Below are 22724 nucleotides of genomic sequence, written 5' to 3' on the forward strand. Positions count from 1 at the left end.
ATGTCTTTTCGGCCAGCTTACTGGCCAGCCTTCATCGCTTCATCGATCCAGGAGTCATAGTCTGCCTGGTGTGCGGCGATCCACTCTTCGGCATTCTTGTAGATCTGCGCGCGGTCGGCGTTGCTTTCATACTCGCTCAGCAGTTCCGCATTCACTTCCTCGACAGGGACCGTCACAAGTTCGAAAAAGCGCGCGGCGGCGGGATTTTCCTCGGCGAATTTGCGGTTGGCGAGGATGCGGATGTTGTTCACATCGAAGCCCGAATTGCTGCCGTCTGGCTGGCTGGTGTCGGCAGCGTCATTATCAGGCAGCGACGAGAAGGGGACGTTCAGCTGCACCACGTCTTCACCGGCCTTCAGCACCGAGCCAACCCAGAGCGGCGACCAGGTGTAATAGAGGATCGGACTTCCGGCCTTGTAGCGGGTGATCGTATCGGCGATCAGTGCGTAGTAGCTGCCCTGGTTATGGCTGACGTGATCGCGCAGGTCGAAGGCGTCCAGCTGGTGCTCGATGACGCGTTCGCAGCCCCAACCGGCTTCGCAGCCGGTCAGGTCTGCCTTCCCGTCCCCGTTGATGTCGAAGAGGGCGCTGATGGCGTGATCCGCAAGCTGGCCAAGGTTTTTGATACCGTATTTCTCGGCAGTCGCCTTGTCGATGAAATAGCCCTGCGTCACGTTCGGGGTAAGCATACCGATCCGTGTCAGCTTTTCGTCACCGCCCGCCTTTGCATAGGTGGCAGCATGCAAACGGTCCCAGTGGATGGCGGTGTAGTCGGCGTCGCCCTGCGCAATGGCCAGATGCATGGGCGGATACTGGGCTTCAAGCGAGTCCTTCACTTCGTAGCCAAGACGTTCCAGCCCAATCTGGACAATCGCGTGCTGAAAGATGTGCCCGGTCTGGCCGGTGGCGATCGGTTGGATGGATTTGCCTTCGCCCGGCAGGCCATCAGCGAAAGCGGGCAGCCCCAGCATGATGCCGCCGGTAGTCGCGATGACCGCAAGGCTGTTTCTGAGAACAGACATCTTCTTTACTCCCTTTTTGTTTGGTTGGTCTTTCTTGTTGGCCCCGCCGGGATCTGATGTGGCGAAGGCTGTCGCTCAACTGCCCCCCGCAACGGTCGCACGGGGCATCGCGGATGGGCCTACTCGATCCCGTCCGGCAACTCGGCCTTGCGCCTGCGCACGAAATCCCGCAGCGCCTCGTCCTTGGCTGCGTCAAGCGGCGGCGGGCTATAGGCGGCAAGGCTCTTCACGGCAAGCTCTGTAGCCAGAACCGCGGAATCCTTAGCGCCTTCGTCGTGCCATTGTTCGTAAGTGTTCACGTCCGAGGTGCGCGGCACGAAGAAGGCGGTCTGATAGCGTTCGATCGTGTGCTGGCAGCCAAGGAAGTGGCCGCCCGGCCCCACCTCGGCAATGGCATCTGCGGCGAAATCTTCTGGCGTCAGCGACACCCCTTGGGTCAAACGTTGCAGAATTGAGAGTTGCTCGACATCCAGCATGAACTTGGCGAAGGAGGCCGAAAGTCCGCTTTCCATCCAGCCTGCCGAGTGCAGAAAAAAGTTTCCTCCTGCAAGGATGGCAGGGAGCATAGTCTGGAGGGATTCGAACCCGGCCTGCACGTCCAATGCCTTGGCGCCGTGTCGCATGCCGCCCGTCCGCATCGGCAGCTTGTAACGCCGCGCCATTTGCCCGGTCAGGAAGGTCAGCACCTGCGTTTCGGAGGTGCCATACATCGGCGCACCGCTTTTCATCGAGACCGTCGAGAGCGTTGCGCCATAGATAACCGGCGCTCCGGCCCGGACGAGCTGGGCGTAGGCGACCCCGGCCAGCGCCTCGGCATTCAGTTGCGAAAAGGCCCCGGCGGTAGTGATCGGAGTGTTGGCGCCCTGCATGATGAACGGGCTGATGATGCAGGCCTGATTGGACGCGGCATAGACCCGGATCACCGAAAGCATCGTCTCGTCCCAGACAAGGGGCGAGTTGCAATTGGTCAGCGAGGTCATGACGGTATTGTCTTGAACAAAGTCCGCGCCGAAGAGAATGCGGCACATCTCCAGACAGTCCTCGGCCCGCGAGGCATGGGTCACGCCGCCCATGAAGGGCTTGTCGGACAGGCTGATATGGCCGTAAAGCATGTCGAGATGGCGCTTGGCCACCGGAATGTCGGTCGGCTCGCAAACCGTACCGCCCGAGATGTTCAGCGACGGCGCCATATAGGCAAGTCGGACGAAATTCTCGAAATCCTCAAGCTGGGCGTAACGTCTTTCGCCAGTCAGGTCGCGGACATAGGGAGAACCGTAGATTGGCGCAAAACCCATGGATCGGCCGCCGATCCTGACCGAACGTTCCGGGTTTCGGGCGTGGTGGACATAATCGGCCGGCGCCAGCGCCACCAGAGACATGAGAAGGTCGCGCCCGATCCGTACTTTCGAACGTGCCTTGTCCACATCGGCCCCCGCCTGGCGCCAGCTTTCAAGCGCAACAGGATCACGGAATTCGATCCCCTGCTCCTCCAGCAAACGCATCGACGCGTCATGGATCAGTTCGATCCCGGCTTCGGAAATCAAGTCATAGACCGGAATCAACCGCTCTGGGATCCGGCTGTTGATCTGAGGGGCTTCCCCGGTCCCGCTTTGCGCACCACGCCGCCCACGCCTGGTTTCGCGATGAGAGCTCACGATTTCGGTCATTGTCGTATTTGCCCCCGTATGGCCGCATTTGGACTCGCTAAAGAAAAGCTAGGGATCTCCGTAAAGCTGACAACTTGGAAAAAACTGATCAGTAGAGTAAGCACTGCTTAACAATATCGCGCCGAAATGCTGTAATGAAGCAGCGTCGGGGATCGGATCAATCGCGGCATCGCTGTAGTCGGGCTGGCGACCGCGCTTTCACCGCTGATCCAGCACAGTGCTCCGTCCACATCGATTGTTCTTCCCGCGAAGCTGCATCATGCGGCGACCACTGTCGACTGTAAGACAACCATGCACCTGGCAGCGTCGCAGTTCAGATCGAGAAGGCCTTGGCCCCGGCATTTGCAGACAACCCCTTCGTTCACCCCGGCAAACGTCAAGGGGAGTGGGCGAAACTTGGCGTTCAGGTGGCGATCCCTGAAACAGACAGCCTTCCATCAAGGCCGGCCGCATAAACACAGTTGCTAGGCAAGCATTCTTGCGCTCGCAGGATCATAGAACGGAGCGAGGCTGATCTCCGCTGGGATTTCTCGCCCCTCCACCATGACAAAGTACTGCCCGCCTAGGAGCGCCTCCCTGCCGGAGAACCCGGCCGGTGGAGCCAGAAGGCAAAGGCCGACCGCCGTCCCTTGGGAATTGGACCAAGCTCCGGCCGTCACATAGCCCGCAATGCTGCCGTCCCGCACGACCGGCTCATTGTGATGCAACAGGTGCGCCGGGTCGGCCAGTTTGACGAAGCACAGGAACGGCCCTTCGTTGGCGGCCTTGCGATCAAGATAGGCGTCACGACCGATAAACTTTATCCCCTTGTTCGGCTTGCAGGCAAAACCGAGCCCCATCTGATGCGGCGCATCGCTGTAGGCCATGTCGTGGCCCCAGTGGAGAAAGCCCTTCTCGATGCGGAGCGCGTTCAATGCCTCGCCGCCGGCCAGCCGCAGCCCCAGCCCCCTTCCCGCTTCGATTAGCACATCGAAGACATGCTCGGCGAAGTCGGGCGTCACGAAGATCTCCCAGCCAAGTTCGCCCGTGTAGGACAAGCGCTGCGCAAAGACATGTGCGTGCCCGATATGGAAGTGCCGGAGACTGTTGAACGGGAAGGCCGTGTTCGAGACGTCGATGTCGGCCACTGCGGCCAGCAGGTCACGCGATTTCGGACCGGCAACCGCCAGAACGCCATAGGCGGTGGTGGCATCGCGCAGGCGCACGTCCTCGTCCGCGCGCAAGGCATCGCGCAGATGCAGATAGTCACGCCGCGTATGTGAGATCGAGCTCATCACCATGTAGGCGTCGTCGGCATGGCGCGCCACGGTAACATCGCTTTCGATCCCGCCGCGGTCGTTCAGCATCAGCGTATAGGCGACCCGGCCCACGGGCAGCGCCAGGTCGTTGGTGCAGACCCGTTGCAGGAAGGCCTCGGCATCCTTTCCCTCGACCATCAGCTTGCCCAGCATCGAATAGTCGAACATCGCCACCGCCTCGCGCGCCGCCTTCTGTTCGGCCTGCGCATGGGCGAACCAGCTTGGACGGCCAAAGCTGTAGTCGTATTGCGGTTTCACACCCTCGGGCGCGAACCAGCCAGGGCGTTCCCATCCCTGAACCTCGGCGTAGCAGGCGCCGCGGGCTTTCATCGCGTGGTAGAACGGCGTCCGCCGCAGGTTTCGCGCGGTTTCGCGCTGACGGCCGGGCCAGTGCATCGCATAGGTCAAGATCAGCGTCTCCGGGCAACGCTCCCGAAGATAGGGATCGCGAGTCTGGAACTCTTCGCAGCGCTTCGGATCCATCTCGCTAAGGTCGATTGGCGGATGGCCCTTCATGATCCACTGCGCAAGAGCCCGGCCGGCGCCGGGGCCCGACTGAATGCCCGTGGAGTTGACCCCGGCCAAAACGTAGTAGCCCTTGACGTCCGGCGCCTCGCCAAGTGTGAAGCGACCGTCATAGGAATAGCTTTCCGGCCCGTTGAAGAAGGTTCGGATGCCGACATTCTGCAACACCGGCACCCGGTTCATCGCCAGTTCCAGCACATCCATCACGTCTTCTTCGACAAAAGGCAGGCTGTCGAAGCAGAACGTGTCCGGTATACCCTCTGTCCCCCAGGCCCTGGGATGGAAATGCGCGAAGCCGAAAAGCAGCTTGCCCGCATCTTCTTTCCAGTAGGTGCCGTCGCAATAGGACCGCAGGACCGGCAAGTTGCCCGAAAGACCAGCGATGGGTTCGGTGACGAGGTAGTAGTGTTCGCAGGCATGAAGCGGCACACCGACGCCGTTCTGACGGCCCAGCTCGCGCGCCCACATACCGCCGCAATTCACCACGACATCGGCGGTGATCCGGCCTTGTTCGGTGCATACAGCCCGCGCCCTGCCGCCCTCGACCTCCACCGCCTCAATCTTCACGTGTTCGAAGATCTGCGCCCCGTGCATCCGCGCGCCTTTGGCCAAAGCGGTCGTCAGGTCTATGGGATTGGCAGAGCCGTCGCTCGGCATATAGATGCCGCCCAGCACACCTTCGGGGTTCATCAGCGGCCAGCGCTCGGCGATCTCGGGCGCGGTCAGATAGTTTGCCTCAATCCCGAACAGCGAGGCGAAATCCGCCTTGCGTCTCAGTTCCGCCAGCCGTTCCTCGTTGATCGCGATCGAGATGGAGCCCGAGCGACGGTAGCCAGGATTCTGGCCCGTCTCGGCCTCGATGTCCTGCAAAAGCTCGATACCGTATTTTGCGAATGCGGTTGTCGCATGGCTGCCTTGCAACTGCCCGACCAGACCTGCCGCATGCCAGGTGGTGCCAGAGGTAAGTTGCTTGCGCTCCAGAAGCACAACGTCTTTCCAGCCTTCCTTGGCCAGATGATAGGCAACAGAACAACCATGAATGCCACCGCCGATGATAACGACTTGGGCATGGCTGGGTAGGGGCTTCGACACGGTCAATCTCCTGCCGCTTGGGGATGTCAGTATTGGAACAGCCAGCCTGCGCCATCGGCTCCGCCGCTGATGCCGGCGAGCCGCATCAGATGCCAGGCCGTGGCCTGATTGCTTGAAATCACGGGCTTTCCAAGCTGCATCTCGGCCTCGGCAATGACCGGCAGGACCCGGAGACTGGTGCAGGAGACAAAAACCGCGTCACAGGTGTCGCACTGACCGACTGCAAGAATGGCGTCCAGAATGCTACGCGAACTGATCCGCGCCACTGTGAAGTCATCTGACTGGTTGAAGGAGGCCACCGCGCCAGTCTGGAACCCCGCACCCGCCAGGTTCCGCTGCATCTCGACGGTAACGGACGGCGCGTAAGGCGTGACGAGCGCGAAGCGCCTTGTGCCGAGTGCTGTGAGTGCCGCCTTACACGCGGTCAGCGGATTGGTGGTTTTCGCGCCGGGATGAATTCGGCGAATGATCTCATCGACGCGATCTTCTCCGATGATAGTCGCGCCGGAGGTGCAGCAATAGCCGATGACGTCAAAGTCGAATGACGGGGGCAAAAGCCCGGCCGCCACGGGCAGATCTCGCTCCATCGCTCGGAGCGTCTCGGGCGTCACCTCCATCGCGTTCGGGATGCGCGCGTGGTAAAGTGCCACACCGTCACCGCGCAGAAGCGCGGCAAATTCGTGCTCGGCCGTCTGGTCGCTCTTCAGAATGATCAACCCGATCCGAGCCCGCGATCCCAAGCCTGAGTCCACGCTGAATACCAGTTCTTCAATGCTTGCGCCGCTCAGCATTAGCGGACATCCTCCGTGTCGATTCGATATTGGTATATACCAGCAATGTCTTGGCGTCTATGACCAGGCGTAGTAAGAGTACGGAAGCTTCTCAGGGTGCCCATGAACCGACCGCGACTAGCCGCTTCGCCCTCGCGCTTTCGTCAGATTGTCGAAAGCATCCGGAGTGACATTGTTGCGGGCGCGCTGCCTGAACACGCAGCGCTTCCCTCCGAACGCGTGATGGCCGAGCAATTTGGTGTCAGCCGGATGACCGCCCGCCGGGCGCTGGAAGCGATCGAGGCCCAGGGATTGGCCTATAGCGAAGACCGCAGAGGGCGCTTCGTCTCGCCCAAGCGGGTCCGGTACGACATCAGCAAACGCGTTAGCTTCGCCGCCGACGCACACGCCTCCGGCACCGATCTAGAAATAACGGTCTTGCGCAAACGCTCGGCCCGTGCGGACGACGCGCTCTCGGCTGACCTTTCGGTCCCGATCCGGGAAAAGCTGCACGAATACACGCGTTTATTTAGTATCAACGGCCACCCAATCTTGATCGAGACGGAATTCGTCGTCGCGAGCAGATGCCCTGATTTGTTGGATCATGACCTGCGGCAGTCGACCACCCGTGTGCTCGAGCAGCATTACGGCATCGCGGCGCGCACCGGAGACGTTGTCATCCGAATGTGCCCAATCCAACCGGACGAGGCGGCAATCCTGGGGTTGCCGCCGTATCAGGCCGGGATCGAACTGGCGCAGACCATTCGCGACGACGCTGGGAAGGCCTTCTGCGTCGGGCGACAGATCTGGCGTGGCGAACTGGCTGAGTTTTCCGCTCGGGCCATTGTGAACCGTTGATCGGGTGCGCCTCAGTCTGGACGCCCAGCAAAGTTCACGGCCGCCAATTCCGTAATAACGTCGCGAGAAGCTTCAAAGTCGAAGTTTTTCATCGCCGCCGCATTGATTTTCGACGCAAATAATCGCCTCGACGCTCTAATCTCGACATGCGATCCGAAGGAGAGTCATATGGACAAGCGTCATCAGGAACTGGTCGCGCTCAGGCACGCATTCCACCGCAATCCTGAACTGGGCTTTCAGGAACTGCGCACCAAGGCCAGGATCGCGGCGCATCTACGCAGGCTTGGCATCGAGGTGCATGAAGGTGTGGGCGTCGTCGGCATTCTCAAGGCCGGATCCGGCAACCGCGCCATCGGCCTGAGGGCCGACATGGATGCGTTGCCGATAACCGAGAAGAGCGCCCATGGCTATGTCTCGGAAAATCCGGGTGTCATGCATGCCTGCGGCCATGACGGCCACATGACCATGCTGCTTGGCGCTGCGGAATCCCTTGCACGCGACAGCGATTTCGATGGCACGGTCGTATTCCTCTTCCAGCCGAACGAGGAACACGGGCTGGGCGCTCGCGCGATGATCGATGAGGGCGTTCTGGAGAGGTTCCCAGTCGAAGAGGTCTACGCCATCCACAACCTGCCGGGCGCGCCTGTCGGGCAGATCTCCACCCGGCCGGGCCAGATCTGCGCCTCCGAGAGCCTGTTCGAGATCGCGATCACCGGCAAGGGTGGCCATGCCTCGATGCCGCACGTTGGCGTGGACGCGATCACGGTGGGGGCCGAGTTGGTGCTGGCGTTGCAGACCATCGTCTCGCGCAAGCTGGCACCAGGGGCCGGCGCGGTCGTGTCTGTGACGGAGTTTTTGACCGATGGGCAAAGAAACGTGCTGCCCGGTCGCGCAACGCTCAAAGGGGACGTGCGCGCCCGCCTGCCCGAGGACCGGCAGGCCGTGGAGGGTTTTATGCGCCAGGTCGTGGCCGGCGTTGCCGCGACCCATGGCGTGACCGCAACGATGAATTTCAACACAGAATTCATCGAGACGATCAATGCCCACGGCCCGGTCGAGGCGGTTGTCCGCGCCGCCCTCGCGGCGGGGCTGGAGGCCGACGGCAACCGCCCGCCGATGAGTTTTTCTGAGGATTTCGCCCATTTTTCCGCGGCCGTGCCCGGCTGTTTCCTTCTGATGGGGAACGGCACCGAAGGTCCGCACGGTCAGCCGCTTCATGCCGCCGACTATGATTTCAACGATGCGCTCCTGCCGATCGGTGCCGCCTTCTGGTCTGCGCTGGTCAAGGACCGACTTCCCGCCCGAAAGGACTGACTGATGAGCGATCTTTTGCCACCTGCCCGCCTCGGCCATGCTGCCGCGACCCGCAAAACCGGTGACGCCGCACTCCGGGTTTTGAGCCCCGGGGATTTTGCGACGGCGCAAACCGAGATCATGGCTTGGGACGGTTACGCAGCGACGCCGCTCGTCTCTCTCAAGGCGCTGGCGCAACGGATCGGTGTGGGTGCAGTATTTTACAAGCATGAGGGGCCGCGTTTCGGGCTGGGCAGCTTCAAGGCGCTCGGCGGGTCCTACGCCGCCCTGCGCGTGCTCCAACGTGAGATATCGAAGAGTCTCGGCCAAGACGTCAGCCTGGCAGATATCCGCGCCGGCAAGCACCGCGATGACGCGGCGCGGATCACGCTCGTTTCAGCGACCGACGGCAATCACGGCCGCTCGCTGGCTTGGGGGTGTCAGCGCTTTGGCGCGCCCTGCCGCATCTACATCCATGCCGAGGTCAGCGAAGGCCGCGCCGCGGCGATGCGCGATCTTGGCGCCGAGGTGATCCGCATCGCCGGCGACTATGACGATTCGGTCGACTTGGCGAAGGCGGAGGCCGACGCGAATGGCTGGTTCGTCGTCTCCGACACGTCCTGGCCGGGCTATTCCCAACCGCCCCGCGACGTCATGGCGGGCTACGGTGTGATGACCAGTGAGATTTGCGAGGCGCTTGACGAGGCGCCTACCCATGTCTTTTTGCAAGGCGGGGTCGGCGGCCTTGCCGCAGGTGTCGCCGCTGGGCTGCGCCAGCATTGGGGTGAAAGGGCCCCGCGCGTGGTGATCGTGGAACCGGAGCTGGCAGCCTGTCTCTATGAAAGCGCCAAGGCCGGTACCCCCACCTCGGTCAAGATTGAGGAAGAAACACTTATGGCAGGTCTCTCCTGCGGCGAACCTTCCCCGCTCGCCTGGGAGATCCTGTCGGAGGAGGCATCCGATTTCCTGACCATCCCCGAACCTGTCGTTGCACCCACGGTGCGGCTTCTCGCGCGTCCCCTCTCCGGCGATCCGGTCGTCGAGGCGGGCGAAAGCGCGGTTGCGGGCCTTGCAGCGCTAATTGCGGCGCGGGCCGATACGGGCCTATCATCGAAACTCGGCCTTGATGCGAAGTCCCGCGTGTTGCTGATCGGCTCCGAAGGCATCACCGACCCGGCGATCTTCAGGATGATTATGGATGGACGAGATGTCGACTAACGCCCCCGAACGCGGTTTCCCCGAGGCGGAATTTGCCGCCCGCACTGCCAAGGCGCAAGAAAGGATGGCGAAGGAGGGGCTCGCCGGACTCCTCCTGATGACCGAACCCGATGTGCGTTACTTCTCGGGCTTCCAGACCTTGTTCTGGCAAAGCCCGACCCGGCCGTGGTTCCTGTTCGTCCCCGCCACGGGCAAGCCCGTCGCGGCGATTCCGGAAATCGGCGCCGTCCTGATGCGGCGCTCGTGGCTTGACGATGTTCGCACGTGGAGCGCGCCCTGCCCGAAGGACGACGGGATCAGTATTCTAACCGACCTCCTCGCACCGCTTGCAAGTGAGCGGGCGAAAGTTGGCTTGATGAAGGGGCACGAAACGTCGCTCCGGATGCCGCTTGGCGATTGGGAGCGGCTGACGGCCAACCTGCCTGGCTTGCACTTCGCCGACGCCACCTGGCTCGTGCAGGGCCTGCGCATGGTGAAATCTCCCGCCGAGATCGAAAAGCTAGCCCATATCTGCGCCATCGGATCGGCCACGTTCGCCCGAGTGCCCGAGATCGTGGCCGAAGGCATGCCGTTCGAAGAAGTGTTCCGCAGTTTCCGGCGCGAAGCGCTGGCTCAGGGGGCGGATGACGCTCCCTATGTGGTCGGCGCGTCCGAGCCGGGCGGCTATACAGATGTCATCTCGCCCCCCTCGCGGCGACCGCTTCAGGCGGGTGACGTGCTGATGCTCGACACAGGCTGCACGTGGGACGGTTATTTCTGCGACTTCGACCGCAATTGGGCCATCGGCAAAGCCGATGACATGTCCCGACGCGCCCATGAGACGCTCTGGCATGCGACGGAGGCGGGGCTTGCGGCTGCCAGACCCGGCAATACTTGTCGCGACCTCTTCCACGCCATGTCGACGGTCATCGCAGAGATGGACCCGTCGGGCGGCGATATCGGGCGGCTGGGCCATGGACTCGGGATGCAACTCACCGAACAACCCTCCCATGCAGCTTTCGACGAAACCGTGCTTGAAGCCGGTATGGTACTGACTTTGGAACCCTCGCTGTCCTACGGGGCCGGCCTGATGATGGTACACGAGGAAAACATCGTGGTAAGGTCAGGCGGGGCCGAACTTCTCACTACACGCGCACCGCAGAGCCTGCCCGTCATCGGCGGCTGAAGCCAGATTGCCATGCCCCCGGCTGCAAAGGCTGCCGGGAGTGCGAGCCTCACCCTATAGGATGTCGAGCGATACCTTAACTCGATCCATCACGATTGAGGAGGTGAACCGGCTGATATTCGATTCATCGAAGAAATATTCTTGGGTGAACGCCTCATACTCCGCGATGTCCTTGACCACTACGATCACGATGAAGTCGGCTTCGCCGGTTGTGTAGTAGCATTGCTGCACGGCGTGGGAATTGCGCATCTTCCGTTTGAAAGCATCAAGATGCATTCGGCTTTCCCGCTCCAGCACGACCTCGACTATCACCGTCAACTCGCGCCCGAGCTTTCCGGGCGACAGAACGGCGATTTCCTTCTCGATCACCCCGGTTTCACGCAGCCGCTTGAGCCGCTTCTGAACGGCTGGCGTCGACAGCCCGATCGACAACCCCAATGATTCGGCCGTCAGACGCGCGTCTGACTGCACCAAGCGAAGGATTTCATGATCTTTCTCGTCCATGGCTGCATTTCGATCATCGAGCCCATCATGCGCAACCCTTTTTATCGAAATTTGCGGGAATTTGACGAAAAGCCTCCCGTCAAGTCGATAAGCTTTCACGTGGGAAATCAGTGGGGAAACGTAGGTGGGTGAAGTGGCAACAGTTTGGTGCTGCTATATTTTCCTCGTCTGGGGCTCCCGCATCCGGTATCTGCATCACTAGGGAGGAACGTATGACATCCAAATTGAACACAGCGCTCATCGTCGCCGGAGGCTTGCTAGCAGCCAGTGCGATTTCGGCTACCGCCGGCCCGCTGGCCGACCGGATCGCCGCGGGCGAACCGATCCGTATCGGTTTCTCGAATATTCCGATCTGGGGGTATCCGGATGAAAAGGGGGAAGCCAAGGGTTTCGTGAACGAAATCGCGCTCGGCATACTTGCCAAGATGGGTCACACCGACGTCGAAACCTCCGTCAACGATTGGGGCGGCCTTATCCCTGGGCTTCAGGCGAACCGCTACGACTTGATCACTGGTGGGCTTTATATTCTCGGCAGCCGTTGTGAGAACATCAACTTCTCCGAGCCGATCGTAGTCACAGGCGATGCGTTCCTGGTGCCTGCCGGAAATCCGAAAAATCTTAATAATTACAAGGATGTACTGGCGCAGAGCGATTCTGTCTTGGCGATGTATGCAGGTTCCAACACAGTTGAAGCGGCGCGGAAAGAAGGCCTTGTCGACGCTCAGATCATGCAGTTGCCCGGGCCAGCAGAGGTACTTGCTGCGATGAAATCGGGACGCGCAGATGCTGCGGCACTGACGTATTTCGAAGCGGTGGACTTCGCCGCGCAGTCTGATGGGAAATTCGAAATCACCGATCCCGACGCGCTGCCTGACTGGACCAAGAACTGGGTCGGGGTCGGCTTCCGGTTCGAGGACGAGGACTTCATGAAGGAGTTCAACGCAGCGCTGGCTGAATATGTCGGCTCGGAAGAGATGCTTGCGGCAGTCAAGGAATACGGCGTTACTGAAGTAAACGTACCGAAAGGCGAGACCACCGAGTGGATCTGCGCCAACCGCTGATCAACCGCGGCGGCACCCGACTGGGTGCCGTCGCGACCTTCAAGACGTTTGCAACAGAATGCACCCATGAGCACACTCGACTTTCTTGTCCTCTACTGGCCGCGATTGCTGTCCGGGACAGGCATTACCATCGCCCAGTTCTTGCTCGCAGCCGTTCTGGGCGTCGCAGTATCACTGTGCATGGGCCTGTTGAAGCTGTCTCACAGTCCGGTTTTGCGCGGCGCGGCGGTCACATATATTGAAATATTCCGCGGCACGTCCCTCGTTGTCCAACTTTACTGGATTTTCTTCGTACTGCCCCTCTTTGGCCTGTCGATCGAGAAATTTACCGCCGGTTTCGTAGCGGTTGGTTTGAATATCGGTGCCTATGGCGCCGAACTGGTGCGAGGCGGTATCCTGTCGGTGCCGAAGGGCCAGTGGGAGGCCGCGCTTGCGATCAACATGAGCCCGGCAAAGCGCATGTGCCGCATCATCCTGCCGCAGGCTCTGGTGAACATGCTGCCGCCCTGGGGCAACCTGATGATCGAGCTTCTGAAGGGCACGGCACTCGTTTCACTCATCTCGGTTGCGGACCTGATGTTCGAGGCGCGGCAGATCAATGCTTCCACCTACCTGTCGGCACAGATCTTTGGCGCCGCGCTGATCATCTACTACATCCTCGCCCGGTTCATGGTGACGCCCTTCATGCGCTGGCTGGAACGCCATATGGCGCGCAAACTGGGGAAGGCCTGATCCATGTTCGACTGGAAGTGGGACTTCACATGGGAAATTCTGCCGCGCCTCATCCACGCGACCGGTAATACGCTGATCGCAGCGCTGGCGGGATATGCAATCGCGGTCGTCCTCGGCCTCGGGCTGGCACTGGCGCAGCGTACGCCCTACCGGCCGGTGACACTGTTCGTGCGGGAATTCGTCGAATTCATCCGCTCCACCCCGCTGATCCTACAAATCTTCTTCGTCTTCTATGTCGGGCCGCAATTCGGCATCCGGCTCAGCCCCTGGACCTCAGGCATGATCGCCATCGGCCTGCATTACTCATGCTATCTCGCGGAGGTCTATCGCGGCGGCATCGAAAGCGTGGCAAAGGGCCAGTGGGAAGCCGCGACGGCACTGAACATGACCACGGCCCAGAAATACCGGCGCGTTATCATCCCGCAGGCGATTCCCCCTGCACTGGCTGGCATGGGCAACTATCTTGTCGGCATCTTCAAGGATACGCCGATGCTGTCGGTGATCGGGGTCGCCGAACTGATCCACACCGCCAATGCCATCGGCTCTGAGAAGTACCGATTTCTTGAACCCTACACGATGGTGGGCATCATCTTTCTGGCGATATCGCTTCCCGCGGCCGGCCTGATCCGGCTTTTCGAAGGCTATGTCCGCCGCAAACTGGGACTTTGACCATGCACGACGTATCGGCTTTTCCGCTCGAAATCACCGGTGATCCAAAGCCAATGGTGAGCTTTCGCAAGGTGAAGAAATCCTACGGTACACTTACGGTTCTGGACGATCTTGACCTCGATATCGCGGCAGGCGAGATGGTGTCTATCATAGGCCCTTCCGGCTCCGGCAAAACAACAGTTTTGCGCATGCTGATGACGCTGGAACAGATCAATGGCGGCGTGATTTATGTCGACGGCCAGCCGCTGACCCATATGCCGAAGAATGGCGCCTTGGTGCCCGCGAGCCAGAAACACTTGCGAAAAAGACGCGCCGATATCGGCATGTGCTTTCAGCACTTCAATCTTTTCCCCCATATGACCGCTCTTGAAAACTGTATGGAAGGCCCCGTACAGGTGCTTGGCCTGCCAAAGAAGGAAGCGCGCGAACGCTCCGAGGAACTTCTGGAAATGGTCGGCATGATCGGCAAGAAGGATCAGCATCCCTCGCGCCTTTCGGGCGGTCAGCAACAGCGCGTGGCCATTGCACGAGCGCTAGTCATGCGGCCAAAGGTGATGCTGTTCGATGAAGTTACATCCGCGCTCGACCCAGAGGTGATCGGAGAGGTGACCAACGTTATCCGCAAACTGGTCGGCGAGCACAACCTGACCATGCTGATGGTCACGCATCAGATGGGCTTTGCCCGCGACATCTCCGACCGGGTCTGCTTTTTCTACGGGGGCAAGATCGAGGAACAGGGGCCGCCCGCCGAACTCTTCGGCAATCCGAAGAAAGAGCGGACCCAGCAATTCCTGAGCGCGGTTAGGGAAGCCGTCTGACGTCCTTCTCGGTTCAGACGCGGATGCCCACCTCGCCGAGAAGCGCGCGGGTGCGGTCGCTCATGCTGCCCATGCGCCAGATGATGAAGTAGCTTCGACCTGTCCTAAGCTGATAGTCTTCCAGTGCGACCAGCCGGCCCGCCTCGATTTCGAACTGAAGAACGGAGGGACAGCCTAGCGCGATCCCCTTGCCACGCAATGCGGTGTCGAGTGTGCTGCCATAAGAGCGCAGGTTGACCTTCGGCGCGGCCGCAATCTCGCTGTTCCCGCTTAACGCGGCGAAATCGCTCCAGTTGATCCATTTTGGAGTCAGCTTGTCGAAATCGAGAAGTGTCGCAGTTGGGAAGCAGCTCGTCGAACTGATCAGCGAGGGCGCCGCGACGGGCAGCCAAATCTCTTCGAACAGCGGCGCTCCATCCCAACCGGTAGGAATATCCGAACCGTAGAAAAAGACGGCGTTGGTTTCGAGTGAAAAAAGATCGGCGTCCTTGTCCGATGCGGTCATTGTCACCGGCACGGCGTTCGGACCAAGCAGGTATTCATTGATGCGCGGGGTCAGCCAGTACTGCGCCACCGCGACATTCGCCGCCAGCGACAGCCGTTCAGTGCCCGTTGTGCGGCGCATTTGCTGCAAACAGGAATTCAGATAATCGAGCGCCTCGGTCGCATTCGCAGCCAGTGTTTTTCCGTTGCGCGACAGCGAGATATTGCGCCCGCTTCGATGTACGAGTGGAAGGCCCAGCCAGTCTTCCAACACTTTCACCCGCTTACTGACAGCCGCCTGGCTGACATTCAGTTCTTCAGCGGCACGGGTGAAGTTGCCGTGTCGGGCTACGGCCTCGAAAAACAGGAGATAGTCGAGCGGCGGCAGGGAGCGACGGAAGTTCTTCATAACTAGTGGTTATCATAAATCCACAACATATGTCACTTTGGAAATCGCCGCATCAAGCCTACGTTCCAGCAGCACTTCGGCCCGTTTGTCGGGAACGCAGGGTTGGGTCGGACGCGAGAGGGGATACCATATGTTTACCGAAAGACTGTCCCGTTTTCAGACTCGCCTGGCCAAGGCCGGTATCGACGTGGCTCTGATCACGGATGACGACAATGTCTATTACCTGACAGGTTACTACGACTATCTGCACATGGAATTCGGTCGCCCGACGATCCTCGTCGTGCCGAAGGACGGCCCCTCGCTTCTGATCACGCCGACCATTGACCTGAACTCCGCGAAGGCCGCAGCGCGGGTAGACCGCATCGCGCCTTGGAATGACGGCATGGGGAAGGAATGGCGTGAGGAATTGCCGGCCGCCGTAAAGGGCGCAAGCAAGGTGGGGATCGAGCCCGGCCATATGCCACCGCTCGTCCGCGCCTATGTAGACGAACTGGTCGGCAGCGAAAAGCTGACCAGCGTCACGCCGATCCTCAACGACATGCGGATGATCAAGTCGACAGAGGAACTGCAACTAGCCCGCCATGCCGGACAGGTCGCGACCTCGATGATGGCCGCCGGGCGCGCGGCGATTGCCGATGGTGTGCCGGAATACGAAGTGGCAATTGCCACGTCGCAGGCCGGGACCCGCAAGGCGGCCGAACTCTTGGCGGCGCATTACGACGACGCCGATATGTCGCCCAACACACATTTCCTGCAGATCATGGCCTCGGGCCGTGACATCATCAAAACCCATCACCGCGCCTCAACCCGCATCATGCGGCAGGGGGAGCCGGTCTTCCTGTGCTTCTGCGGCATGACCAATTTCCACCGCTTCAAGCTCGGGTTCGACCGCACCTTCTGGATCGGCGAGGCGCCCGCCGATCACGTCGAGGTATATGAGGTGGCGCTCGCCAGCCAGAAGGCGGCCCTTGCCGCGCTCAAACCCGGCGTCACCGCCGAAAGTGTACACGCGGCCTATGCCGAGGTCATTCAGGGCGCGGGTTTCGAATATCCGTTCCGCTGCGGTAGAGCGACCGGGTTCAGTTTCCTTGAATCCCCCCAGCTTGTCACCGGCGACAAGACTATCATCCAGCCCGGAATGGTGCTGGCCGTCGATGGCTCGGTCTCGGTCGAGACGTTCCGCGCGCAGGTCGGCGACAGTTTCATCATCACCGATACCGGCTGGGAGCCGCTGACAAGTCACCCCAAATCCGTCGAGGAGGTTATTCTCTGATGTTCAAGCCTGGTCAAATCATCGCGTCCAAGCCCCGCACGCCCGAGATGGATGCAGGCCGTTTTCACCGCGCCAAGCTTGGATTCATCCTTATGTCCACCGACCCTTCCGCCGAGGGCGATTTCTGGGATATGGCACCCGAGGGCGTCGCCGTCTATGTCACACGGCTCAAGACCGACGATCATACAACAACCGAAACCCTAGCCAAGCACATCGAACATATGGCCGACGCCGCCGGGCGCATCCAGCCCGAGGCGAAACCGGACGTGGTCAGCTATAGCTGCACCTCCGGCTCCATCGTGATCGGCGAAGACCGGGTGATGGCCGAGATCAAGAAGGGCGCCCCCTGGGCGAAGCCGATGTGCCTTGTTCAGGGCGTTCTCGATGCGCTCAACGAACTTGGCGTAAAGAAACTGGTGGTCGGAACGCCTTATCTCGACGACATCAACACCGCCGAGGCGGAGTTTCTGGTCAAGCGCGGCTTCGACGTGCTCGATATCCAGGGGCTCAACATAGCCAGCGGCTGGGACATGGGTCTGGTTACGCCCGCCTACTGGAAGAAATTCGCGCTGGAAATCGACCGGCCCGATGCCGATGCGATCTTTCTCAGCTGCGGCGGTGTTCGCTCGCTTCCCGCCGTCGCGGAGATCGAGCAGATCACCGGCAAGCCGGTCATCACATCGAACCAGGCGCAGTTCTGGTCCTGCCTGCGCCGCGCGGGAATCATGGATGAGTTGGAGGGCTTCGGTCAGATCTTCAAGCATCCGGGCAAGCATCTGCGCAAGATCGACTGAACACATGACCCGCTTCACCGCATGGAATGTCTTCTGGCAGGGCATGACCGGCCAGAAAGGCTGGAGCCGTCAGTGGCGCGACCCGGCACCCAAGGCCCATTATGACGTGGTCATCGTCGGCGGCGGGCTGCACGGGCTCGCCACAGCTTACTATCTGGCCAAGACCCATGGCGTGAAGAACATTGCGGTTCTGGAAAAGGGCTGGATCGGCGGCGGCAACGCCGGGCGCAATACCACCATCGTGCGCTCGAACTACGCCCAGCCCGGCAACCGCGAATTTTATGAGCACTCGCTCAAGTTGTGGGAAAATCTCAGCCATGAGCTGAACTACAACGTCATGTTTTCCCAGCGCTCACACGTCGCACTGCTGCACAGCCCGGGCGCCATCGACGCGGCATCGCGCAACTACAATACCATGCGGCTGACCGGTACGCCGGATGCTGAAATCTGGGATCTGCCGACGCTCAAACGCGCGGTACCGCACCTAAACTATGCCGCCAACGCGCGCTTCCCCATCATCGGCGCTGCGGTCCAGAAGCGCGCCGGTACTGCGCGCCACGACGCGGCAGTCTGGGGCTATGCCCGCGCCGCCGATGCGCGCGGCGTGGACATCCTCCAGAATTGCAAGGTCGAGGGGATCTCCCGCGACGGCGGCCGGATCACTGCGCTAGACACCTCGCGCGGCCGCATCACCGCCGGCAAAGTCGCCTTTGCCGTCGCTGGCAGCACTTCTTTGCTGTGGCAGATGGCGGGGCTTGGCGGCCTGCCAATCGAAAGCCACAAGCTGCAGGCCTTCGTCTCCGAACCCCTGAAGCCGCTTCTCGATCAGGTGGTGGTCTTCGGCATGGGCGGCGCGCATTTCTACATTTCGCAATCCGACAAGGGCGGCATGGTCTTTGGCGGCGATCTCGACTGGTACAAGTCCTATGCACAGCGGGGCAACCTGCCCATCGTACAGGACGTGGCCGAGGCGGCCATGTCGGTCCTACCCTGCCTTGGGCGGGTGAAGCTGCTGCGCCATTGGTCGGGGCTTGTCGACATGTCGATGGATGGTTCGCATTTCATCTGCAAGACGCCCTTGGACAACCTCTACCTGAATGCCGGCTGGAACTATGGCGGTTTCAAGGCCAGCCCGGCCTCGGGCTGGTGGTTCGCAGACCTCATCGCAAGCGACCGACCCGCGCCAATGATCGCGCCCTTCGACCTGAAGCGGTTCGAACGCGGACTTCAGATCGATGAGCGCGGTGCTGGGCCGGACTGCAAGCTGCACGGATAGGAAACAATGCTCAGAATTGCCTGCCCCTTTTGCGGCACCCGCGACCACAGTGAATTCAGCTATGGTGGTGACGGTTCGGTCAACTATCCGGCGCTAGACGCGGCGCTAGAGGCTTGGCACGACGCCGTCTTTCTACGCGACAATATCTGCGGGCGGCAGGTCGAGACTTGGCAGCACGTCCACGGCTGCCGAATGTGGCTTTTGGTCGAGCGCGATACGATGACCCATGAGATCTTTTCGGTTCGCCCCGCCCATGCGGGGCTGGCGACTGTGCTGGAGGCGACGGAATGACTGCCCGGCGTCTCGAAAAAGGTGGGCGGATCGACCGCACACGGCCCATCAGCTTCCATTGGGACGGTCAGACATACCGCGGCTTCGAGGGCGATACGCTCGCCTCGGCGCTCATGGCGAACGGGCAAAGGGTGCTCGGCCGCAGTTTCAAATATCACCGCCCGCGCGGGATCATGTCGGCTGGCGTCGAGGAATCTGGGGCCATCGTCTCGGTAGGCTCCGGCTCGCGGCATGAGCCGAACGTCAAGGCGACGATGCAGGAGCTTTACGACGGGCTGGAGGCAAAGGGGCAGAATGCCTGGCCCAACGTGCGTTTTGATCTGGGTGCGGTGAACGGGCTCTTCGGGCGCTTCTTCTCGGCAGGGTTCTACTACAAGACCTTTATGGGCCTGCCCCCTTTCGAATGGGGACGGGGCACCGGCCTCTGGATGCAGTACGAAAAACTGATCCGCAAGGCTGCGGGCATGGGCGCTGCCAGCCGTGATCCCGACCCGGATGCTTACGACCACGCACACGCCTTTTGCGATGTCCTTGTTGTCGGCTCCGGACCCGCGGGCCTCAATGCCGCGCTGACAGCGGCCGACGCGGGCCGTGACGTGATGCTGGTCGAACAGGATTCCGAGCCAGGCGGCGACTATCTGAACGATCCCGGTGCCGAGGCTGAACGTGCCGCGCTCGTCGCGGCGGTGGAGTGCGCGGGCGTTCGCGTCCTGACCCGGACCACCGCTTTCGGGCTCTACGACGGCGGCGCCGCGGGGTTGGTGGAGCGGGTGACAGACCATCTGTCCGCGCCCGATCCGCATCTGCCGCGCCAGCGGTTCTGGACGGTGCGCGCCGGCGCGACAGTGCTGGCGACAGGTGCGCTTGAGCGCTCGGTGGCTTTTGCGGGCAATGACCGGCCCGGCGTGATGACCGCAGCGGCGGCGCGGGCTTATGTGAACCGGTTTGCCATCCTGCCAGGTCAGCGCATTGTCATCGCCACAACCAATGACAGCGCCTATGGCGTCGCAAGCGATCTGACCCAAGCGGGAGCCGAGGTCGTGCTGGTCGACGCAAGAAAGGATGTCCCTTCGGCCCCTGCCGGGGCGACTGTGCGACCGGGGCTGGCGCCGCTATCTGCTGTCGGGCGGCGCGGCGTTGAGGGCGTCACTCTGGCCGCGCGATCGGGCAACGGCTGGGCCGCGGCAACCCGGGAAGACTGCGACCTGCTTCTAATCTCGGGCGGCTGGTCGCCTGTCGTGAACCTATCTTCCCACCGTGGCGCAAAACCTGTCTGGAACGCCGAACTGGCCTGTTTCCTTGCCGGGCCGACGGATGAGCCGATCCACGTGGCAGGATCTGCTGCGGGCATCTGGAACAGGGCGGATTGCGCCGCTTCAGGCGCGGCAGCCGCGCGGCGGGCGATGGGGGAAAAAACCCATATGGTTGCCACAGGCGGCTGGTCTCGCCCGATCCTGCCGCTTTACGAAGTGCGCGTACCCGGCGCCAAGGCCAAGGCCTTTGTCGATCCGCAACACGACGTGACCGGTGACGACGTGCGGCTGGCCCATCAGGAAGGCTTCGTTTCGGTCGAGCATCTGAAGCGTTACACCACCCTCGGCATGGCGACCGATCAGGGCAAGATGGGCAATGTCATCGGCCTCGCCCTGATGGCCGAGGCCATGGGCACCGAGGTTCCTGCCGTCGGCACCACGCGGTTCCGGCCGCCCTATACGCCGGTCGCCATAGGTGCGCTGGCGGGTCGCAACGTCGCGGGCCATTTCAAGCCCCTCCGCCGCACGCCGCTTCATGACTGGAACCTCCGCCAAGGCGCCACGATGACCGAGGCCGGGCTCTGGCAAAGAACATGGTACTTCGCGCGGGACGGCGAAACAATCAGCGAGGCCTATATCCGCGAGGCCGCCACGGTGCGCGAGACCGTCGGCATCTGCGATGTCAGTTCGCTCGGCAAGATCGCGGTACAGGGGCCGGATGCGGCAGAGTTTCTCAACCGTGTCTATATCAATGCCTTCGCAAAGCTGCCTGTGGGCAAGGCGCGCTACGGCATCATGCTGCGCGACGACGGGATCGTCATGGATGACGGGACCACCTGGCGGTTGGGTGACAGCGATTTTCTGATGACCACGACGACGACCAATGCCGGCAAGGTGATGGTCTGGCTGGAAGAGTTATTGCAGACGCGGTGGCCCGACCTGCGTGTCCATGTCACCTCGGTCACCGATCGCTGGGCAGGGGTATCGGTCGCCGGGCCGAAATCTCGCAAAGCGATTGCCGCCTGCCTTGAGGCGGGAACGGATATCTCGAACGAGGCGTTGCCCTTCATGGGCGTTGCGCCGATCAGCCTCAAAGGCGGAATCAACGGCCTGATTGCCCGGATCAGCTTTTCCGGTGAACTCGCTTATGAACTTTATGTGCCTGCCGATCACGGTGTGGCGTTGATGGACCTGCTGTGGCCCGCGGCTGAAACGCTCGGCGGATGCCTCTACGGGTTGGAGGCCCTCGGCACGCTCCGGATCGAAAAGGGTCATGTGACCGGAGCCGAACTTGACGGCCGTATGACCATCGACGACGCCGGTCTGGGCAAGATGGCCTCGTCCAAGAAACCCTTTATCGGCGCCGCGCTGCGCCAGCGCCCCGAACTGACCCGCGAAGATCGCCCGCGCCTCGTGGGTATCCTCCCGAAAAACCGCGGCCAGACCTTCAACGGCGGAGCGCTCCTCTGTGCTGCCGACAAGATGACGGGTTTTGGCGAGGGCTGGGTTACCGCGGTGACGCATTCGCCTGCTCTCGGCCACTGGATCGGGCTTGGCTATATCTCGGGCGGGCATGAGGCTTGGGCAGGCAAGGCGGTCACAGCCGCCGATCCGGTGCGCAAGGGCAATGTCGCGGTCGAGATCGTCTCGCCTCACATGTACGACCCCGAAGGAGTAAGGATGCATGGCTGACGCCCTCTCCGCAGTTGTGGACCATCTAGTGCCGGGGCGCTCCGGAACGCCTGGCATGGCCGGCGTCCGGTTCTCCGAGATCCGCGGGTCGACGCTGATCCAGTTCGCGGCGTGGCCGGACAGTGCAGTTCGGGCCGGTGCCGAAGCGGCGAAGGCAGTGGGCGCCAAGTTGGCACCAAAACCCGGACGAGTTACGACCGGAACGGATGGCACTCTGCTGCGCGTAGAACCGCTGAAATGGTGGCTGATCAGCGAAACGGCCAAAGCCCCTTCGCTTTCGAGCGAAGCCGGCGTGGCGCTCGACCTTTCCCAGTCCCGCACCCGGCTGCATGTCAGCGGCCGGCAGGCCGCCCGGCTTCTGAACCATGTCCTGCCTCTCGACCTGTCGGACACCGCTTTCCCCGAGGGCTCAGTGAGCTCCACCGCCTTCCACCATATCGGCGTGACGCTCTGGCGCGACGGGACTGGCTTCAACTTGTTCCTGCCGCGCAGCTTCGCGGTCTCGCTATGTGAAATTCTGATCGAAATCGCGCGGCAGTACGGGCTGGAGATCGCCTGAAC

Annotated in this window: 20 protein-coding genes; 14 read left to right on the forward strand and 6 right to left on the reverse strand. The window is 61.6% G+C overall.

Annotated features, from left to right (window positions below):
• Positions 1 to 17: 17 nt before the first annotated feature.
• The 4 genes from proX to V5734_RS16860 all read right to left on the reverse strand — a co-directional run bounded on the left by proX (position 18) and on the right by V5734_RS16860 (position 6395).
• Entirely contained in the window at positions 18 to 1022 is a 1005-nt protein-coding gene (gene proX, locus V5734_RS16845) for a glycine betaine/L-proline ABC transporter substrate-binding protein ProX (RefSeq protein ID WP_347310771.1), read from the reverse strand.
• 119 nt (positions 1023 to 1141) lie between these two features.
• Positions 1142 to 2689, reverse strand: a complete 1548-nt coding sequence (locus V5734_RS16850; protein WP_347310772.1) for a trimethylamine methyltransferase family protein — start codon at positions 2687 to 2689, stop codon at positions 1142 to 1144.
• Positions 2690 to 3153: 464 nt separating this feature from the next.
• Positions 3154 to 5604: a GcvT family protein gene (locus tag V5734_RS16855; protein ID WP_347310773.1), complete on the reverse strand. Its 2451-nt coding sequence runs from the start codon at positions 5602 to 5604 to the stop codon at positions 3154 to 3156.
• A 26-nt stretch (positions 5605 to 5630) separates the two neighbouring features.
• Complete coding sequence (locus V5734_RS16860) at positions 5631 to 6395, reverse strand: maleate cis-trans isomerase family protein (protein ID WP_347310774.1); 765 nt, start codon at positions 6393 to 6395, stop codon at positions 5631 to 5633.
• 102 nt (positions 6396 to 6497) lie between these two features.
• Between V5734_RS16860 and V5734_RS16865 the strand changes: the two genes are divergently transcribed.
• From V5734_RS16865 to V5734_RS16880, 4 genes are all read left to right on the forward strand, one after another.
• Complete coding sequence (locus V5734_RS16865; protein WP_347310775.1) at positions 6498 to 7232, forward strand: GntR family transcriptional regulator; 735 nt, start codon at positions 6498 to 6500, stop codon at positions 7230 to 7232.
• Between the two features lie 168 nt (positions 7233 to 7400).
• Complete coding sequence (locus V5734_RS16870; RefSeq protein WP_347310776.1) at positions 7401 to 8546, forward strand: amidohydrolase; 1146 nt, start codon at positions 7401 to 7403, stop codon at positions 8544 to 8546.
• A gap of 3 nt (positions 8547 to 8549) precedes the next feature.
• Positions 8550 to 9743 carry a diaminopropionate ammonia-lyase gene (locus V5734_RS16875; RefSeq protein WP_347310777.1) on the forward strand — a complete coding sequence of 398 codons (1194 nt, stop codon included), beginning with the start codon at positions 8550 to 8552 and terminating at the stop codon, positions 9741 to 9743.
• Positions 9733 to 10908, forward strand: a complete 1176-nt coding sequence (locus V5734_RS16880) for a M24 family metallopeptidase (protein WP_347313655.1) — start codon at positions 9733 to 9735, stop codon at positions 10906 to 10908. The genes V5734_RS16875 and V5734_RS16880 overlap by 11 nt, the downstream gene beginning before the upstream one ends.
• A gap of 54 nt (positions 10909 to 10962) precedes the next feature.
• Here the strand turns inward: V5734_RS16880 and V5734_RS16885 are convergent, their stop codons facing one another.
• On the reverse strand, positions 10963 to 11412 hold the full coding sequence (locus V5734_RS16885) for an Lrp/AsnC family transcriptional regulator (RefSeq protein WP_347310778.1): 450 nt from the start codon (positions 11410 to 11412) through the stop codon (positions 10963 to 10965).
• Between the two features lie 212 nt (positions 11413 to 11624).
• Between V5734_RS16885 and V5734_RS16890 the strand changes: the two genes are divergently transcribed.
• The 4 genes from V5734_RS16890 to ehuA all read left to right on the forward strand — a co-directional run bounded on the left by V5734_RS16890 (position 11625) and on the right by ehuA (position 14692).
• On the forward strand, positions 11625 to 12473 hold the full coding sequence (locus V5734_RS16890) for a transporter substrate-binding domain-containing protein (RefSeq protein WP_347310779.1): 849 nt from the start codon (positions 11625 to 11627) through the stop codon (positions 12471 to 12473).
• A gap of 66 nt (positions 12474 to 12539) precedes the next feature.
• Positions 12540 to 13205, forward strand: a complete 666-nt coding sequence (ehuC, locus tag V5734_RS16895) for an ectoine/hydroxyectoine ABC transporter permease subunit EhuC (protein WP_347310780.1) — start codon at positions 12540 to 12542, stop codon at positions 13203 to 13205.
• 3 nt (positions 13206 to 13208) lie between these two features.
• Positions 13209 to 13874, forward strand: a complete 666-nt coding sequence (ehuD, locus tag V5734_RS16900; protein WP_347310781.1) for an ectoine/hydroxyectoine ABC transporter permease subunit EhuD — start codon at positions 13209 to 13211, stop codon at positions 13872 to 13874.
• A gap of 2 nt (positions 13875 to 13876) precedes the next feature.
• Entirely contained in the window at positions 13877 to 14692 is an 816-nt protein-coding gene (ehuA, locus tag V5734_RS16905; protein WP_347310782.1) for an ectoine/hydroxyectoine ABC transporter ATP-binding protein EhuA, read from the forward strand.
• A gap of 13 nt (positions 14693 to 14705) precedes the next feature.
• On the opposite strand, the gene V5734_RS16910 is transcribed toward ehuA, so the two are convergent.
• Positions 14706 to 15584 carry a LysR family transcriptional regulator gene (locus V5734_RS16910; RefSeq protein WP_347310783.1) on the reverse strand — a complete coding sequence of 293 codons (879 nt, stop codon included), beginning with the start codon at positions 15582 to 15584 and terminating at the stop codon, positions 14706 to 14708.
• 130 nt (positions 15585 to 15714) lie between these two features.
• Here V5734_RS16910 and V5734_RS16915 point away from each other — a divergent pair, with 130 nt between their 5' ends.
• Genes V5734_RS16915 through V5734_RS16940 form a run of 6 tightly spaced genes read left to right on the forward strand, consistent with a single transcriptional unit; the run spans position 15715 to position 22722 of the window.
• Entirely contained in the window at positions 15715 to 16857 is a 1143-nt protein-coding gene (locus tag V5734_RS16915) for a M24 family metallopeptidase (protein WP_347310784.1), read from the forward strand.
• Complete coding sequence (locus V5734_RS16920; RefSeq protein ID WP_347310785.1) at positions 16857 to 17651, forward strand: maleate cis-trans isomerase family protein; 795 nt, start codon at positions 16857 to 16859, stop codon at positions 17649 to 17651. The genes V5734_RS16915 and V5734_RS16920 overlap by 1 nt, the downstream gene beginning before the upstream one ends.
• A 4-nt stretch (positions 17652 to 17655) precedes the next feature.
• A complete protein-coding gene (locus tag V5734_RS16925) occupies positions 17656 to 18927 on the forward strand; it encodes a sarcosine oxidase subunit beta family protein (RefSeq protein ID WP_347310786.1) in 1272 nt (423 codons plus the stop codon).
• A 6-nt stretch (positions 18928 to 18933) separates the two neighbouring features.
• Positions 18934 to 19218: a sarcosine oxidase subunit delta gene (locus V5734_RS16930; RefSeq protein WP_347310787.1), complete on the forward strand. Its 285-nt coding sequence runs from the start codon at positions 18934 to 18936 to the stop codon at positions 19216 to 19218.
• Positions 19215 to 22163 (forward strand): sarcosine oxidase subunit alpha family protein, encoded by a 2949-nt coding sequence (locus tag V5734_RS16935; protein WP_347310788.1) that lies wholly within the window; start codon positions 19215 to 19217, stop codon positions 22161 to 22163. Before V5734_RS16930 ends, V5734_RS16935 begins: the two co-directional genes overlap by 4 nt.
• The gene (locus V5734_RS16940; protein WP_347310789.1) at positions 22156 to 22722 is read left to right on the forward strand and encodes a sarcosine oxidase subunit gamma; all 567 of its coding nucleotides are present in this window, start codon (positions 22156 to 22158) and stop codon (positions 22720 to 22722) included. Before V5734_RS16935 ends, V5734_RS16940 begins: the two co-directional genes overlap by 8 nt.
• Positions 22723 to 22724: the final 2 nt, after the last annotated feature.

Source organism: Defluviimonas sp. SAOS-178_SWC (genome assembly GCF_039830135.1).
GTDB lineage: Bacteria > Pseudomonadota > Alphaproteobacteria > Rhodobacterales > Rhodobacteraceae > Albidovulum.

Bases quoted from the DNA above. Each gene is read 5' to 3' on its own strand.
- V5734_RS16860 (WP_347310774.1), bottom strand. From the start codon at position 6,395: ATGCTGAGCGGCGCAAGCATTGAAGAACTGGTATTCAGCGTGGACTCA.
- V5734_RS16890 (WP_347310779.1), top strand. From the start codon at position 11,625: ATGACATCCAAATTGAACACAGCGCTCATCGTCGCCGGAGGCTTGCTA.
- V5734_RS16920 (WP_347310785.1), top strand. From the start codon at position 16,857: ATGTTCAAGCCTGGTCAAATCATCGCGTCCAAGCCCCGCACGCCCGAG.
- V5734_RS16930 (WP_347310787.1), top strand. From the start codon at position 18,934: ATGCTCAGAATTGCCTGCCCCTTTTGCGGCACCCGCGACCACAGTGAA.
- V5734_RS16910 (WP_347310783.1), bottom strand. From the start codon at position 15,584: ATGAAGAACTTCCGTCGCTCCCTGCCGCCGCTCGACTATCTCCTGTTT.
- ehuD (WP_347310781.1), top strand. From the start codon at position 13,209: ATGTTCGACTGGAAGTGGGACTTCACATGGGAAATTCTGCCGCGCCTC.
- V5734_RS16885 (WP_347310778.1), bottom strand. From the start codon at position 11,412: ATGGACGAGAAAGATCATGAAATCCTTCGCTTGGTGCAGTCAGACGCG.
- ehuC (WP_347310780.1), top strand. From the start codon at position 12,540: ATGAGCACACTCGACTTTCTTGTCCTCTACTGGCCGCGATTGCTGTCC.
- V5734_RS16865 (WP_347310775.1), top strand. From the start codon at position 6,498: ATGAACCGACCGCGACTAGCCGCTTCGCCCTCGCGCTTTCGTCAGATT.
- proX (WP_347310771.1), bottom strand. From the start codon at position 1,022: ATGTCTGTTCTCAGAAACAGCCTTGCGGTCATCGCGACTACCGGCGGC.
- V5734_RS16925 (WP_347310786.1), top strand. From the start codon at position 17,656: ATGACCCGCTTCACCGCATGGAATGTCTTCTGGCAGGGCATGACCGGC.
- V5734_RS16870 (WP_347310776.1), top strand. From the start codon at position 7,401: ATGGACAAGCGTCATCAGGAACTGGTCGCGCTCAGGCACGCATTCCAC.
- V5734_RS16880 (WP_347313655.1), top strand. From the start codon at position 9,733: ATGTCGACTAACGCCCCCGAACGCGGTTTCCCCGAGGCGGAATTTGCC.
- V5734_RS16875 (WP_347310777.1), top strand. From the start codon at position 8,550: ATGAGCGATCTTTTGCCACCTGCCCGCCTCGGCCATGCTGCCGCGACC.
- V5734_RS16935 (WP_347310788.1), top strand. From the start codon at position 19,215: ATGACTGCCCGGCGTCTCGAAAAAGGTGGGCGGATCGACCGCACACGG.
- V5734_RS16940 (WP_347310789.1), top strand. From the start codon at position 22,156: ATGGCTGACGCCCTCTCCGCAGTTGTGGACCATCTAGTGCCGGGGCGC.
- ehuA (WP_347310782.1), top strand. From the start codon at position 13,877: ATGCACGACGTATCGGCTTTTCCGCTCGAAATCACCGGTGATCCAAAG.
- V5734_RS16850 (WP_347310772.1), bottom strand. From the start codon at position 2,689: ATGACCGAAATCGTGAGCTCTCATCGCGAAACCAGGCGTGGGCGGCGT.
- V5734_RS16915 (WP_347310784.1), top strand. From the start codon at position 15,715: ATGTTTACCGAAAGACTGTCCCGTTTTCAGACTCGCCTGGCCAAGGCC.